Genomic DNA, 15,810 nt, shown 5'->3' with positions numbered 1-15,810 from the left:
CCCGGGGGCGATACTTGGCGGCGAACGTGACCATGGGGGAGGTCGAAGTGACATATCCGCCGAAGAGCAGCTCGGCACCGCCCGGGCCGGGACCGGCCTCCGGTGTGCCCACGATGCCCGCGATCCCGCCGCAGCCCGGGGCCCCCGCACCCGCCGGACCGGCCGCGCCGACACGCCGTACGGCGTTCGCCGAGGGCGCCGACCGGGTGCGCGCTGCCGCGACCACCGAGCCGGGCCGGCTGCGCCTGATCGGTGCCGTCCTCGCCCTGCTGGTCGTCGCGTTCGGCGCGGTCACGGCCTGGCAGATGACCGACCGGGCGGCCGCCGCCGACGACGTGCTGCACAGCAGCCAGCCGCTCAGCTCTGACGCGGCCGACATCTACCGCTCGCTCGCGGACGCCAACACGGCCGCCTCCAGCGGCTTCCTGGCGGGCGGCCAGGAAACGGCCGCCTCGCGCGACCGGTACGAGAAGGACATCCGCACGGCCGCCGCCAAGCTGGTCACGGCCGCCGCCAACTCGGAGCCGAACTCGCCGTCCGCGCAGACGATCTCCCGGCTGAACACGCTGCTGCCGCGGTACAAGGGCCTGGTCGAGCGGGCCCGCACCTACAACCGGCAGGGCTACCCGGTGGGCGGTGCGTATCTGCGGTACGCGAACAACGTGATGCAGAAGCAGATGCTCCCGGCGGCAGAGGACCTCTACAAGAAGGAGAACCAGCACCTGCGGGACGACTACGGCGACGCGACGCCGTATCCGTGGGCCGCGATCGCCCTCGGTGTCGTCGCCCTCGCCGCGCTCGCCTGGGCCCAGCGACGCAACTACCGCCACACCAACCGGGTCCTCAACCACGGCCTCGTCGCCGCCACCGGCACCGCCACGGTGGTCCTGCTGTGGCTGGTCGTCGGCCACACCGTCGCCCGCGCGAGCCTCAACGGCTCGTACGACCACGGCGTCCGCTCGCTGAACGTGCTGCACGACGCCCGCATCGCCTCCCTCAAGGCCCGCGGCAACGAGAACCTGAGCCTGGTGGCGCGCGGCGCCGACACGGTCAAGGTGGGCGACCAGACGTACGACGCCTACTACTACGACTTCGACAAGGACATGGCCGTCCTCGGCAAGGGTCTGGCCCAGGCGGAGAAGCTCGCCGACGACAGCTCGGGCAGCAAGCCGGTGGTGGCGGCCGAGGGCAACATGAAGGTGTGGAAGGAGCGGCACGCCTCCGCCCGCACCGAGGACGAGAACGGCAACTACCAGACGGCGCTCGACAAGGTGATCGGTGCCAAGGGCGCGACCGGCGAGTGCTTCGACAGCGTGGACGGCAACCTGGCACGCGCGCTGATGCACGAACAGAACGAGTTCAAGCAGTCGGCCGGCAACGGCCTGGACGCGATGACCGGGCTGCCCGCCGGCGCCGCCGTCCTCGCCGTCCTCGGCGCGGCGGGCGCGGTGCTCGGCATCGGGCGCCGGCTTTCGGAGTACCGGTGAGAGGGGGCCAGGCGATGGTCGCGCGTGGTGACGAAGGGCGCCCGCACGGCGCCGGGCACCTGTACCGGCGGCTGCGGGCCTCCCTGCGTGGCTGGGGCGGGGTCGGCGCCATGGCCGCCCTGTGCGCGCTGGCGCTGGCGTTCGTCCTGCTGCTCCCGCTGACGCAGACCCACGACGTCGGGGCCGACGAGGGAACCGGCGGCGGACACGTCGCCACGGGCAGCCAGGCGCGGGCCGACAACTGCGAAAACCCGGAGAAGCAGACGCTGTCCCCGTCGGGCGCGGACGGCCCCACCATCGACGCCATCAAGTCCCGTACGGGCGCCAAGCGCAAGCTCGTCGTGGGCGTCGACCAGAACAGCTACCGCTGGGGCTACCGCAACCCGAACAACGAGGACGCGGAGCTGGAGGGCTTCGACATCGACCTGGTCCACAAGATCGCCGAGGACATCCTCGGCGACCCTGACGCGGTCCAGTTCAAGGCCATCCCCACCAGCCAGCGCATCCCGGCGATCCAGGAGGGCCGGGTCGACATGGTGGTGCGCACGATGACCATCACCTGCGACCGCATCGGCCAAGTCGCGTTTTCCGCCCCTTACTTCAAGACGGGTCAGCAGGTCCTGGCGCCCAAGTCGTCGACGATCACGGGCTACGACAAGTCGCTGGGCGAGAAGCGGATCTGCACGGCGACCGGCTCGACGGCGTACACCAAACTCGACGGGGACAAGAAGGCGGGCAAGCTGCCGGCGTCCGCGGACATCTCACTCACGGTGCCCAACCAACTCGACTGTCTGGTACGGCTGCAGCTCGGCGAGGCCGACGCCGTGGTCACCGACGGCGCGCTCGCCGCGAGCCAGGCCGCCCAGGACCCGACGGTCGAACTGAAGGGCGCCGCATTCACCACCGAGTACTACGGCGTGGCGATGAAACAGGACGCCACCGATCTGGTACGCCGGGTCAATCAGATCCTGGTGGACTACCGCGTGAACGGCTGGCAGATGTCGTACGACAACTGGCTGTCGGCGACACTGGGGAAGGACTCGGCACCGTCGAAGCCGCCCGCGCCCCAGTACCTGCGCAAGAGCTGACGGCGTCGAACGAGCGATCTTGGGGCAGAACTTCAACCGACAAGACCCCCACACGGACCACACAGCAGCGAGAGGTGATCGATGGGCGCCACGGACCCCGCCGGGCCGGTGCTGGACCGGGACGAGGTGGACCGTGCGCTGGCGCGGCTCGGCGCGGAGCACGAGGCGATCGAGAGCTCGCTCCTCGCCCTGCAGGACCATGCGGGCCGCCGGCTCCTGGAGGGTGCCGAGCTGACCGGCACGACCAAGGAGCGCTGGACGGCCGCGGAGGCGTCGATCACGCTGCTGTGGGCGTACTTCGACGCGTACACGGACGCGCTGCGCCACGCCCGCGAGATCCGCGCCCGGCGCCGCTGGTCCAGCCGCGAGGACCTGATCGAGCTGACGGAGCTGCTGCGCGGCGAATCGGTCACGGTGGCCGACAGCGCCACGGCGACCGCCAACGCGCCGACCCTGCTGGGCGGTTCGGGCCGGCTCAGCCAGCGGTTCTCGCTGGCAGGCCTCGTGGAGCGGATGAACGAGCTGTACGCGTCCTCGCTGGACATGGTCGTCGCCGCCGACGCGGTGTGGTCCGCGCTGCCCGCCCGGATCGATCTGCTCGCCGCGGAACTGCAGCGCACCCGCAAGCTCGCGCACTCCGTCGGCGTGCGCCCCGGCGAGCACCCGGCCGGCGACGACCTGGAGCACATCACGCGCACGCTGACCAGGCTGCGCGAGGACGTCGTCTCCGACCCGCTGGCCTTCTGGACGGCGGCACCCGGCAGTTCGGCACCGGGCGGCGGCCGCCCCGACACCACGGTGTACGACCGTGAGGCGCGCGCCCTGGAGGACGTGCGCCGGGAGATCGACGCTGTCCTGACGGTCCGTCAGGACGCGGAGACCCGGCTGATCAAGCTGCGGGACGTCCTCTCGCGCGCCGACCGCACCCTCGCCGAGGCCCGCACGGCACGCGGCGAGGTGCTGGCGAAGATCGCCGCGACGGAGGTGCCGGTCGTCAGCGGACCGCCGACGGCGCTCCAGGAGCAGCTGGCGACGGCCGCCGAGTACCGCAGATCGGCCCAGTGGCACCGGCTGTCCCCGCTCCTGGAGTCCCTGGAGCGGAAGGCCGAGGACGAACTGCTGCGCGCCCGCGAGTCGTTGACGGCGGTCACCGCGCCGCTGGCGGTCCGCGCGGAGCTGCGCGGCCGGCTCGACGCGTACAAGGCGAAGGTGGCCCGGCTCGGGCTCGCGGAGGACCCGTTCCTGGTCGAGCGGTACGACGCGGCGCGCCGCATGCTGTGGAGCGCGCCCTGCGACCTGCGCGTCGCCGAACAGGCCGTCCTGCGCTACCAGCAGGCGGCGGCCGAGCAGCTCGCGGCCCCGCGGGTGCCGCAGCAGGGCGGGCCTCAGGACCGGAGGGGGGAGTAGCCAGCCATGAGTCAGGCAGGACAGCCGTGTCAGCGGCCGGGCTGCGACGGGTCGTACGAGGACGTGGGCGGCGGTGAGCTGTACTGCGACACCTGCGGCCTGGCGCCGGTCGTGTCGGCTGGGGGTCCCCCCTCTGGGGGTGGCATGGTGGGCTCACCGCCCACCGGGATCACGGGCGGCGGCAAGGACTCGTCGGGCAGCGGGAGTTCGCGCTCCAGCAGTCGCAGTGCGCGCACGTCGTCACAGTCGTCGAAGTCGCGGCGCTCGGTGTCGGGACGGCTCTCGCGCTCGCTCTCGGGCCGGACGAGCAGCCGCTCGGTGTCGGTGCGCAGCTCCGGCTCCGCCGCCGGGTCGTCCGGGCGCGGCCGGCTCGGCGCCGGGCTCGTCTCGGTCCCCCAGGTGCCGAAGCCCGACCCACGCGCGATGGTCCTCGACAACCCCGAGGTGCCCGAGCGCAAGCGGTTCTGCTCCCGCTCCGACTGCGGGGCGCCGGTGGGGCGTTCGCGCGGGGAGCGCGCGGGGCGCACGGAGGGCTTCTGCACCAAGTGCGGGCACCCGTACTCGTTCGTGCCGAAGCTGAAGGCCGGGGACGTCGTGCACGGCCAGTACGAGGTCGTGGGGTGCCTCGCGCACGGCGGGCTCGGCTGGATCTATCTCGCCGTGGACCGCGCGGTCTCCGACCGGTGGGTGGTCCTCAAGGGCCTGCTCGACACCGGCGACCAGGACGCGATGGCCGCCGCGATCTCGGAGCGGCGCTTCCTCGCGGAGATCGAGCACGCCAACATCGTGCGGATCTACAACTTCGTCGAGCACCTCGACCAGCGCACCGGCTCTCTCGACGGCTACATCGTCATGGAGTTCGTCGGCGGCAAGTCGCTGAAGGAGATCGCCAACGCCCGCCGCGCAGCCGACGGCAAGCGGGACCCGCTGCCGGTGGAGCAGGCGTGCGCGTACGGCATCGAGGCGCTCGAGGCGCTCGGCCATCTGCACAGCCGCAACCTGCTGTACTGCGACTTCAAGGTCGACAACGCGATCCAGACCGAGGACCAGCTCAAGCTGATCGACATGGGCGCCGTGCGCCGCATGGACGACGACGAGTCGGCCATCTACGGCACGGTCGGCTACCAGGCGCCGGAGGTCGCCGAGGTCGGCCCCTCGGTCGCCTCCGACCTCTACACGGTCGGCCGCACCCTCGCGGTGCTGACCTTCGACTTCCAGGGCTACACGAACGTCTTCGTGGACTCCCTGCCCGACCCGGACAACATCGAGGTCTTCCGGCAGTACGAGTCCTTCTACCGGCTCCTGGTCCGCGCCACCGACCCGGACCCGGCACGCCGGTTCGCCTCCGCGCAGGAGATGGCCGAGCAGCTGACGGGTGTCCTGCGCGAGGTCGTGTCCCTGCAGACGGGACGGCCGCGTCCCGCGCTGTCGACCCTGTTCGGTCCCGAACTGAAGGTCACCGACACGGAGTTGTTCCCCAGGCTGGACGGGGACGTGTCACTGCTGGGGGCACGGGAGACACCGGGAGGCCGGACGTCCGTGCCCGCTCCCGCACTTGAGGCCGCGAGCGGCGCCCCGGGCATCGTCAAGCCGGTCGCGGCGCCGCCCGCCGCGCTCGCCCTGCCCGTGCCGCTCGTCGACCCGTCGGACCCCAACGCCGGTTTCCTGGCCGGTCTGATGGCGTCCGCGCCGGGCGAGCTGATCGGTGCGCTCGCCGCCGCGCCGGCGCAGACCGTGGAGACCCGGCTGCGGCAGATCCGCGCTAGGCTGGAGACCGGCGCCTCCGAGTCCGCCCTGATGTCCCTGGCCGAGCTGGAGGCGGAGCGGCCCGACGACTGGCGGGTGGTGTGGTACCGGGGCATGGCCGCCCTGGCCACCGGCGACTTCGAGGGCGCCGCGCTGGCCTTCGACGCGGTCTACGACGCCTTCCCCGGCGAGGCCGCGCCCAAGCTGGCGCTCGGCCTGTGCGCGGAGGTGCTCGGCCAGCTGGACAACGCCGCCGAGTACTACCGCCTGGTGTGGTCGACCGACCCGAGCTTCGTGAGCGCGGCGTTCGGCCTCGCGCGCGTGCAGCTCGCGGCGGGCGACCGGCGAAGCACCGTACGGACGCTGGAGTCCGTGCCGGAGTCGTCCATCCACTACACCGCCGCGCGCGTGGCCGCCGTACGAGCGCGGCTGCGGCAGCGCACGGCGACCTCCGGCGACGCACCGTTCCTGGACGACCTGACGGCCGCGGCCGGGCAGGTCGAGGCCCTGGACGCCTACGGTCTGGACCCGGCGCGGCGCGAGCAGTTGTCGGCGGAGGTCCTCGGCTGCGCGCTCGACTGGATACTCTCCGGGGGACAGGGCGCGCAGCCCGCCGCCGGCGGACGGGTGCTCCTCGGCAGCGGCCTTGACGAGCGGGGCCTCCGCTTCGGCCTGGAACGTTCGTACCGCACGCTGGCCCGGCTCGCGCCCGGCGGCGAGGAGAGGATCGACCTGGTGGAACGGGCCAACCGTTACCGCCCCCGGACGTGGGTGTAGTTGATGTCGCAGATGCCCCAGCAGGCCGCACTGTCGAAGTGCCCGAGCTGCGCGGAGCCGCTCGAATCGGGTGACCGTTTCTGCGGCGCGTGCGGATACGACCTTTCGGTGGTGCCCGCTCCGCCGCAGGATCATCCGACGCTCACCATGGACGGTTCCGGTGCGCCGGGGGAGGGCGTGGACTGGCCCGTGGCCTCCGAGCCGGACAGCTCCGACACACCGTCGGCGGTGCATCTGCCGACCGACCTGCCGGGCACCGACTCGGGCGGCACGCCGCTGCCGCGGCCGGACTCCGCGGTGTCCCCCGCTCCCGGCGTGCGGTTCGACCGGCCGCTGGAGCCCGACGACTACCCGCTGCAGGCACCCGACCCCCGGGTGGCCGCCGCCCCGGCCGAGGAGGCCAAGGTGTGCGTGGCCTGCCGAGCGGGCCGGGTCGACAACGACGGCTACTGCGAGAACTGCGGGCACGCCCAGCCGCGCGAACGCGACCACATGGAGCAGGAGTCGGGTCCGGTCGCCGCGGTCAGCGACCGCGGGCTGCGCCACCACCGCAACGAGGACGCCTTCGCCGTCGGCCACACCGCGCTGCCCGACGGCTCGCCCGTCGCCCTGGCCGTCGTCTGCGACGGCGTGTCCTCGGCGACCCGCCCGGACGTGGCCTCGCTCGCCGCGTCGCAGGCGGCCGGCGCGGCGCTGCGCGCCGCACTGCCACGGGGCACGCATCCTCAGCAGGCCATGCACGAGGCGATCGTCGCCGCCTCGCACGCCGTCGACGCGCTGGCGGAGGAGCCCGCCGAGGCCCGCGAGCACAGCCCGCACCAGAACGCCCCGGCCTGCACGATCGTCGGCGCGATCGTCACCGCCGGACTGCTGGTCGTCGGCTGGGTCGGCGACAGCCGCGCCTACTGGGTGCCCGTCGACCGTGCCTCGCCCGCGGCCCGGCTCACCGAGGACGACTCGTGGGCCGCGCAGATGGTCGCCGCCGGGCTGATGAACGAGGCCGAGGCGTACGCCGACGAGCGCGCCCACGCGATCACCGGCTGGCTCGGCGCCGACGCCTATGAACTCGAGCCGCACACCGCGTCCTTCAAGCCCGACCGGCCCGGTGTGGTCGTGGTGTGCACGGACGGCCTGTGGAACTACGCGGAGTCCGCCGAGGAGATGGCCGAGGTCGTCCCCCTCGACGCCGCCGCGCGTCCCCTGCACAGCGCGCAGGTCCTGGTCGGACACGCGCTCGACGGCGGGGGCCACGACAACGTAACAGTGGCCGTCCTGCCGTTCCCCGCCCCGCCCGTCGGGGCAGGATCGGGCTGAGGCCGAACATAACGGCCGCATACGGCACACAGGACACGCAGGGACACGAGGGACGCACAGGGACGCACGAGCCGCACACAGCCGCACCCGGGCAGGCCCATGCGGACCGGAGGGGACCGGTCCGCACACAGTCGTCACCCACTCGGTCGTGGGTCGGAGGGGGATCAGAGCAGTCATGGCCAATTTCTCGAAGTCGAACGTGCCGCAGTTCTCGATGGACGTGTACCAGAACGAGTACCTGCCGGAGGGCGGCCGCGAGGTCAACGCGATCGTCACGGTGACGGCGACCGGCGGCGGCACCATCGGGAGCGCGGTCGCGGCTCCCCATCTCTACTCGCCCGGCCAGGGCCCGTCCGCCGCCGTGGCGATCATGGTCGACTGTTCGGGCTCGATGGACTACCCGCCGACCAAGATGCGCAACGCCCGTGACGCCACGGCCGCCGCGATCGACACCCTGCGCGACGGCGTGCACTTCGCGGTGATCGGCGGCACACACCTCGCGAAGGAGGTGTATCCGGGCAACGGCGCCCTCGCTGTCGCCGACGCCACCACCCGCGAGCAGGCCAAGCAGGCGCTGCGGAAGCTGAGCGCGGGCGGCGGCACGGCCATCGGCACCTGGCTCAGGCTCGCCGACCGCCTGCTGTCCTCGGCGGACGTCGCGATCCGGCACGGCATCCTGCTCACCGACGGCCGCAACGAGCACGAGGCGCCCGAGGACCTGAAGGCCGCGCTCGACTCCTGCGCCGGACGGTTCACATGTGACGCGCGCGGCGTGGGCACCGACTGGGAAGTGAAAGAAGTCACAGGGATCGCCTCCGCCCTGCTCGGCACCGCCGACATCGTCGCCGATCCGGCGGGCCTGGCCGCCGACTTCACGCAGATGATGGAGACGGCGATGGGCAAGGAGGTCGCGGACGTCGCCCTGCGCGTATGGACCCCGGTGGGCACGACCATCAGGTTCGTCAAGCAAGTGGCGCCCACGGTCGAGGAGTTGACCGCCCGCCGCATCGAGGCGGGACCGCGCTCCGGGGACTACCCCACCGGCTCCTGGGGCGACGAGTCACGCGACTACCACGTCTGCGTCGAGGTCCCCGCGGCCGGTATCGGCCAGGAGATGCTGGCGGCCCGCGTCTCGCTGGTCGTCCCGCAGCCCTCGAGCGCAGCCGAGGGCGGAGGAGGCAGCGTCCAGAACCTGGGCGCGCAGGGCCTGGTGCGGGCCGTGTGGACCGACGACATGGCCGCCTCGACCTCGATCAACCCCCAAGTCGCCCACTACACCGGGCAGGCCGAACTGGCACAGGCCATCCAGCAGGGCCTCGACCTTCGCAAAGCGGGTGATATGGATGGAGCAACGGCCAAACTGGGCCGGGCCGTTCAGCTCGCCAGCGCCTCCGGCAACGCGGATACTGCGAAACTGCTCGCGAAGGTGGTGGACGTGGTCGACGCCGCGACAGGTACTGTGCGACTGAAGGCGAGGGTCGAGGAGGCCGACGAGATGACCCTCGAGACACGGTCCACCAAGACTGTTCGTGTAAAGAAGTGACACCAGAGCAATACCGCGCGACTCAGGAAAGACCCTGACAGAAAGGGGGAAGCGCCGACATGCCGACCTGCCCGAACGGACACCAGTCGGGTTCCGACGACTGGTGCGAGGTCTGCGGTCACCGCATGGCCGGTGCCGTGCCTCCGCCCCCTCCGCCGCCGCCCGCGGGCGGCTACGGCTTCCCGCCGCCCGGCCCCGCCGGCGCGCCCGGACGCCCGCACCTGTCCGCCGTACCGGACCCGGAACCGGAGCTCTGCCCGCAGTGCCGTACGCCCCGTGAGGGCGGCGCGCCGTTCTGCGAGGAGTGCCGGTGGAACTTCCTGACGAACACGGCGACCTCGTACACCCCGGCCGCCCCGCACCCGTCCGCGCCGAACCCGGCGCCACGCTTCACACCGCCCAGCCAGACCTATGGCGGCGACTCGTACCAGGGCTCGCGCCCGTCGCAGATGAACCGTCCCGCCGAGCCGATCCCGCAGTTCGGCAACGAGCCGTCGGGCCCGACGCCGTTCGGCGGCGAGCGCGGTCCGGGTCCCGGCGGTCCTTCGGGCTTCGGCGGCGGTCCGGGGCAGGGTCCCGGCGGACCCTCGGGCTTCAGCAGCGGCCAAGGCCCCGGTCAGGGTGGCTTCGGCGGCGGTCAGGGACAGGGCCCGGGCAGCCCGTCCGCCTTCCCCAGCCCGCCCGCCCCCGGTGGTCCCGGCGTCCCCGGCGCCTTCGGCGGCGACCCCTCGCGGCCGGTTCCGCCGCCGCCCGCGCCGACGCCGCCCGCCGGTCCCGGTGGCACGGCCGGTGCTCCCCCGCAGGGCTTCCAGCAGCCCGCGCCACCCGCCTTCCCGCAGGAGACGGGCCGGCCGCCGGCCGGCGGTCCGTCCTTCGGCGGCGGTGACGACGACTGGGTGATCTCCCCGCCGTCGTCCACGAGCCCGGGCGGCTACGGCTATCCGCAGCCCGGCGCCACCCAGGCCCCGCCCGGCCCCGGCTTCCCGCAGGCGCCGCAGGGACCGATGACGTGGACGGCGACGATCGGCCCGGACCGCGAGTACTTCATGGCGATGATGCAGCGCTCGGGCCCCGAGGCCGCGGGCCTCAACCTGCCCGCCTACTCGCCCGAGCAGCAGCGCACGCTCTCCGGCAACCAGGTCACCATCGGCCGCCGCCGGCACTCCACCGGCGACACCCCCGACATCGACCTGTCGGTGCCGCCGGAAGACCCGGGCGTCTCGCACCAGCATGCGGTCCTGGTCCAGCAGCCGGACGGCAGCTGGGCCGTCGTCGACCAGAACTCGACGAACGGCACGACCGTCAACGGCGGCGAGGACCCCATCCAGCCCTTCGTCCCCGTCCCGCTGCAGGACGGCGACCGGGTCCACGTGGGCGCCTGGACGACGATCACGATCCGCCGCGGCTGAGCGTCCAGGACCGTCATCCCGGCAGGGGCCAGGTGTACGGCCCCTCCGGGTCGTCCAGCCAGGCCCACTCGTGGTCGCCGGTGAGCGTGACGCCGTACCGTTCACGCGTCGGCGCACCCTCGCGCTCCCACATCGCGTACGTCTCCTGCGGATCGCGGCTGCCGCGGGTCAGGGCCAGCAGGAACCGGAACAGCTCGTGGTCGCGGGCGCTGCGTGGCACCCCGCCCAGGGACACCGTCTCCGGCTCGGCGCGGTGTTCGCCGCGCAGCGGGACGAAGTAGGCCGGGGTGTGCAGGAACCGGCCCTCGGCGTGCCCCGCGTCCCGGACGGTGAGCGCCAGCAGACCGGTCGCCATCGGGGTGAGGATGCGGGCGCCGGGGCGGCACTGGGCAAGCCAGGCGCGCGGCACCGAGGGCAGGGTGCAGGTCGCGATGATCCGGTCGAAGGGGGCGCGCTCGGGAACTCCGCGCGCTCCGTCGCCGGTGACCACGACCGGGTGGTAGCCGGCCGCCGCGAGGTGCTGGCGCGCCGACTCGGTGATCTCCGGCTCCAGATCGACGGTGGTCACGAGGTCGTCGTCGCCGAGCCGGTGCGCGAGCAGGGCCGCGTTGTAGCCGCTGCCGGTGCCGATCTCCAGGACCCGGTCGCCGTCCGCCACTCGCAGTTCGACGAGCATCGTCGCCATCAGGGAGGGCTGGCTGCTGGAGGAGACCAGTTCGCCGTCGCGCACCCGGGTGGCCAGCGGGACGTCGGCGTAGGCGCCGTTCAGCCAGCGCTCGCGCGCCTGCGGGTCGGGGCTCTCGCCCCAGCACCGCTCGTAGCCGCCGACGACGCCGATGTAGTAGTACGGCACGAACAGGTGCCGGGGCACCTCGGCGAACGCCTCCCGCCACACCGGGTCGTCCGCGAAGGCCCCGCTCGCCTCGATCTGCCGCACCAGCGCCGCCCGCGCCGTGGCCGCGAGGACGGCGAGAACCGGATCGTCCCTGTCTGGAGCACGCGCACCCATAGGTCCACTGTGCTGCGCGGGGAGCCCGGGGGCGAGTACCCGCCCGGCCGTGATTCGGCGTGGTCCCAAGCCTTGAGTCCTCCGCCACCGCGTCTGAGACCATGGACGGGTGAGAGAGATTCGGCGCGGCACGCTTCAGGAGAAGACCTTCTACGAGCAGGTCGGCGGGGAGGAGACCTTCCGTCGGCTCGTCCACCGTTTCTACGAGGGGGTCGCCGAGGATCCGGCCCTGCGGGCGATGTACCCGGAGGAGGACCTGGGCCCGGCCGAGGAGCGGCTGACCCTGTTCCTGATCCAGTACTGGGGCGGACCGACGACGTACAGCGAGAACCGCGGCCACCCCCGGCTGCGGATGCGGCACGCCCCGTTCACGGTGGACCGGGCCGCGCACGACGCGTGGCTGAGGCACATGCGGGCGGCGGTCGACGAACTCGGCCTGTCCGAGGAGCACGAGCACACGCTGTGGAACTACCTGACGTACGCGGCCGCCTCGATGATCAACACCCCGGACTGACCCGGGAACCGGAGATCACCGGCTGAGCCCCGGATTCCGGTCGTACGGCGCCGGAATCCGATCACGATCCGGTCAAGTCCCGTTCAGGAGCGCTTACCCGGGACCGGCCTCTCTGACAGCATCGCCAAGAGGTCTGGACAACCCGGGGGGACTCCTGGGGTCGACACTGTGGGCAACCGGGGGGCCGGGTGACGGGGTTCGTCGTCTTGCGTGCGCGGGCGCACCGACTGCTGCTCGCCGCCGCGCTGCTGGCCGTCCTGCTCACCACGGCGGTGCTGGCGACGCTCACCGCGTACTCGGGCGCGATCGGCGACGCGGCCCTGCGCCACTCCCTCGACGATCCGCGCAACGCGGCCGACACCGCGCTCATCGTCAGGGCCGACGTGCCCGCGGACGGACGTGCGAAAGCGGACGCCGCCGTGCGCGAGGGCGCGCGCCGGACCTTCGGCGGACTTCCGGTGACGGTACGAACCCTGGTGCGCTCCGGCCCGTACGCGCTGCCCCGCTCGCTGCAACCCCCGGCACAGCGCTCCGGCGACCCCGACCTCACCTATCTCGCGGCGCTGGAACGGGGTGAGATCCGGCTGGTCTCCGGGCGGCTGCCGCGACCGGGCTCCGGCGACATCGAGGTGGCCCTCCCCCAGACCGCCGCCGGGGCGCTCGGCCTCGCGGCGGGCGACCGGCTCACGCTGGCCGACCGGCTGGACGGACCGCCGGTACACGCCCGCGTCACCGGTCTCTACCGGCCCGCCTCGGCCACGTCGGCCTACTGGCGGCTGGACGACCTGCTCGGGCGCGGCATCAAGAAGTCCGGCTTCACGACGTACGGCCCGCTGCTCGCCGCTCCCTCCGTCGTCACCGGCGACAAGGTGAGCGCCGGTCCGTCGGCCTGGCTGGCGTCGGCCGGCTTCGGCACGCTGACGACCGACCGGATCGGCACGCTCCGCGACGCGGCGCGGAAGGGCAGCGCGGCGCTGCGGAAACCGGGTTCGCTGACCGGCGTGACGGCCTCGGCCACCTCGCTCCCCGACGTCCTGGACCGCATCGACCGTTCCTTGCTCGTCTCCCGGTCGACGCTCCTGATCGTCGCGCTCCAATTGGTGCTGCTCGCCGGGTACGCCCTGCTGCTGGTGGCCCGGCTGCTGAGCGCCGAACGCATGGGCGAGACAAGGCTGTTGCGGGCGCGTGGCGGCTCCCGGGCCCGGATCGCGGGCCTGGCCGCCGGGGAGGCCCTGCTGCTGGCGCTGCCCGCGGCCGTCTGCGCCCCGCTGCTCGCCGGGCCGCTCACCGCTCTGCTGGCCGGCCAGGGCGCGCTGGCCCGCATCGGCCTGCACCTGGACACCCCGGCGGGCGGCCGCACCGGGGTGTGGCTGGTGGCGGCGGGCGTGGCGCTGGGGTGCGCGCTGGCGGTGACGGTGCCGGCGCTGGCGTCCGGCGGCGGGAAGGAGGCGGGCGGGAGCGCGGCCGGGTCGGGACGGCGGCGCGGGTCGGCCGGTGCGGGCGCGCGGCGCCGTCTGCGCATCCCCGGTTCCGGTGGCCTCCCCGCTCCCGTGCGCGCCGGTGCCGACGTCGGCCTGCTGGTCGTGGCCGGGGTGGCGTACTGGCAGCTGAACCGGCAGACCACCGGTGCTGTCGGCGCGGACCGGTCGGGTGCCCTCGGCATCGACCCGCTGCTGGTCGCGGCACCCGCGCTGGCCCTGCTCGCCGGGACCGTGCTGACGCTGCGCCTGCTGCCGCCGGTGGCGCGGCTCGCGGAACGCCGGGCGGTGGCCGGGCGCGGGCTGCCGGTGGCGCTGGCGGGCTGGCAGTTCAGCCGCCGTCCGATGCGCGGCGCGGGCCCGGTGCTGCTGCTCGTCCTCGCCGTGGCGCTCGGGATGCTGGCGATCGGGCAGGGCGCGTCCTGGGACCGCTCGCAGGACGACCAGGCCGACTTCCGGGCCGGGGTGCCGGTACGGATCCTGGCCGCCGGGGAGGGCGGGCTCGGCCGCACCGACACCTACGCCGCCCTCCCGCACGTACGCGAGGCCGCCCCCGCGGTCCGCACCACGCAGCCCCTGTCCGGCGACCGGTCGGCGACCGTGCTGGCCCTGGACACGGCGCACGCGTCGGACGCGGTGCTGATGCGCCGGGACCTGGCCGCCGAGCCGGTGCGGCCGCTGCTGGCCGGGCTGACGCCCAAGGGATCCCCGGCCGGTGCCCGGATACCGGCCGGCACCGCCCGGCTCGGGCTGACGATGACCGTCCGCAGCTCCCCGGGGTCGCACACGACGCCCGACGTGGCGGCGACCCTGGAGGACCGTTACGGCGTCCCCTACCCGCTGTCCTTCGGCCGGCTGCCCGCCGACGGCCGCCCGCACACCCTCACCGTCGGCCTGTCCTCCGCCGCCGGCCCGGCCACGCTCACCGGTCTCCGGCTCGACTTCCAGATGCCCGCTCGACGGGCCGAGCAACACCGGCTCTCGGTCTCGGAGTTGACTGCCACCGCCAGCGACGGGACGGTGCGGCGGGTCTCGCTGCCGACCTCCTGGACCGCCGAGACGGAGGCGGGCGACAACGTCGACGCCAGTCCGGCCACCAGTCCGACGCGGCCCCGGGTGACGTCGACCGCGCCGCCGACCGTCGCCTACGGCACGGGCTACGCCCCGGCGGAAGAGTACTGGAACGTCACGATGGTGACCGTCCACCTGCGGGTGACGCAGCCCGCGGCGCCCGAGGTGACGGCCGTGGCCACCGACCGCTTCCTCGCCTCGGCCGGCGCCCGCCCCGGGCAGCGCGTCGAGGTGACGCTGGGCGGCCTGAGCCTGCCGGCCCGGATCGTCCGGTCCGTACGCGCCCTGCCGACCACCACCGACCCGACGGCTGCCGGCGAGCGGGACGGCGGGGCCGTACTGCTCGATCTCCGGTCCGTGAACCGGGCGTTGGAGGCGCGGTACGACGAGGGTGTCACGCCCACCGAGTGGTGGCTGCGGGCCGCGCCGGGCGACGCGGCCGCGGTGGCCGCGGCGGCTCGGGCCCTGCCCGACATCGATCCCGGGCAGGTCGTGGTGCGGGACGAGATCGCCGCCGAGCTGCGCGACGACCCGTTCGGCGCGGGCCCGGAGGCGGCGTTCGCGGCGGCGGCCGTGGTGGCGGCGGCCCTGGCCGCGGTCGGCTTCGCGGTGAGCGCCGCCGGGTCGCTGCGGGAGCGGGGCGCCGAGTTCGCGGTGCTGCGTGCCCTGGGCGCCCCGCGCCGTCAGCTGGCCCGGACGATCGCCGCCGAGCAGGGCGTCCTCGCCGGGCTGGCCCTGGTGGTCGGCGTCGCCCTGGGCACCGTGCTGACCCGTGCCGTGCTTCCGCTGATCGTGCTGACCTCGGACGCCACCAGACCCGTACCCGATCTGCTCGTCGAACTCCCGCCCGGACGCGTGGCGTTGCTGCTGGCGGCCGTGGCGGCGGCGCCGCTGGCCGTCACGGCGGCCCTGGCGCTGCGCCGGGCGGATCCGGCGAGCGCACTGCGCGAGCAGGGAGGCGAGTGAG

General features: G+C 73.8%; 10 protein-coding genes. 9 read left to right on the top strand and 1 reads right to left on the bottom strand.

The annotated features are described in order from the left end of the window. Positions 1-47: 47 nt before the first annotated feature. From IEZ19_RS27405 to IEZ19_RS27375, 7 genes are all read left to right on the top strand, one after another. Positions 48-1,487, top strand: coding sequence for a GlnX family signal transduction membrane protein (locus tag IEZ19_RS27405; protein ID WP_189313978.1), 1,440 nt, complete (start codon positions 48-50; stop codon positions 1,485-1,487). 14 nt (positions 1,488-1,501) lie between these two features. Then, entirely contained in the window at positions 1,502-2,575 is a 1,074-nt protein-coding gene (locus IEZ19_RS27400; RefSeq protein ID WP_506005005.1) for a glutamate ABC transporter substrate-binding protein, read from the top strand. 81 nt (positions 2,576-2,656) lie between these two features. Beyond that, positions 2,657-3,982, top strand: a complete 1,326-nt coding sequence (locus tag IEZ19_RS27395; protein ID WP_189313977.1) for a coiled-coil domain-containing protein — start codon at positions 2,657-2,659, stop codon at positions 3,980-3,982. 6 nt (positions 3,983-3,988) lie between these two features. Then, on the top strand, positions 3,989-6,505 hold the full coding sequence (locus IEZ19_RS27390; RefSeq protein ID WP_189313976.1) for a serine/threonine-protein kinase: 2,517 nt from the start codon (positions 3,989-3,991) through the stop codon (positions 6,503-6,505). A 3-nt stretch (positions 6,506-6,508) separates the two neighbouring features. Then, the gene (locus IEZ19_RS27385) at positions 6,509-7,819 is read left to right on the top strand and encodes a PP2C family protein-serine/threonine phosphatase (protein ID WP_189313975.1); all 1,311 of its coding nucleotides are present in this window, start codon (positions 6,509-6,511) and stop codon (positions 7,817-7,819) included. A 175-nt stretch (positions 7,820-7,994) separates the two neighbouring features. Continuing rightward, positions 7,995-9,362 (top strand): vWA domain-containing protein, encoded by a 1,368-nt coding sequence (locus tag IEZ19_RS27380; RefSeq protein ID WP_189313974.1) that lies wholly within the window; start codon positions 7,995-7,997, stop codon positions 9,360-9,362. Positions 9,363-9,421: 59 nt separating this feature from the next. After that, positions 9,422-10,771, top strand: coding sequence for an FHA domain-containing protein (locus IEZ19_RS27375; protein WP_189313973.1), 1,350 nt, complete (start codon positions 9,422-9,424; stop codon positions 10,769-10,771). 13 nt (positions 10,772-10,784) lie between these two features. Here IEZ19_RS27375 and IEZ19_RS27370 read toward each other — a convergent pair whose 3' ends face one another. Next, on the bottom strand, positions 10,785-11,780 hold the full coding sequence (locus tag IEZ19_RS27370) for a methyltransferase domain-containing protein (RefSeq protein WP_189313972.1): 996 nt from the start codon (positions 11,778-11,780) through the stop codon (positions 10,785-10,787). Between the two features lie 109 nt (positions 11,781-11,889). Here IEZ19_RS27370 and IEZ19_RS27365 point away from each other — a divergent pair, with 109 nt between their 5' ends. Both IEZ19_RS27365 and IEZ19_RS27360 read left to right on the top strand, forming a co-directional pair. Continuing rightward, on the top strand, positions 11,890-12,294 hold the full coding sequence (locus IEZ19_RS27365) for a globin (protein ID WP_189313971.1): 405 nt from the start codon (positions 11,890-11,892) through the stop codon (positions 12,292-12,294). A gap of 188 nt (positions 12,295-12,482) precedes the next feature. Next, on the top strand, positions 12,483-15,809 hold the full coding sequence (locus tag IEZ19_RS27360) for an FtsX-like permease family protein (protein ID WP_189313970.1): 3,327 nt from the start codon (positions 12,483-12,485) through the stop codon (positions 15,807-15,809). Position 15,810 lies beyond the last annotated feature (1 nt).

Source organism: Streptomyces brasiliensis, assembly GCF_014647875.1.
In the GTDB taxonomy this organism is placed as follows: domain Bacteria; phylum Actinomycetota; class Actinomycetes; order Streptomycetales; family Streptomycetaceae; genus Streptomyces; species Streptomyces brasiliensis.
The sequence above is the reverse complement of the archived record's forward strand: the minus strand, read 5'-3'. Positions and strand labels throughout refer to the sequence as shown.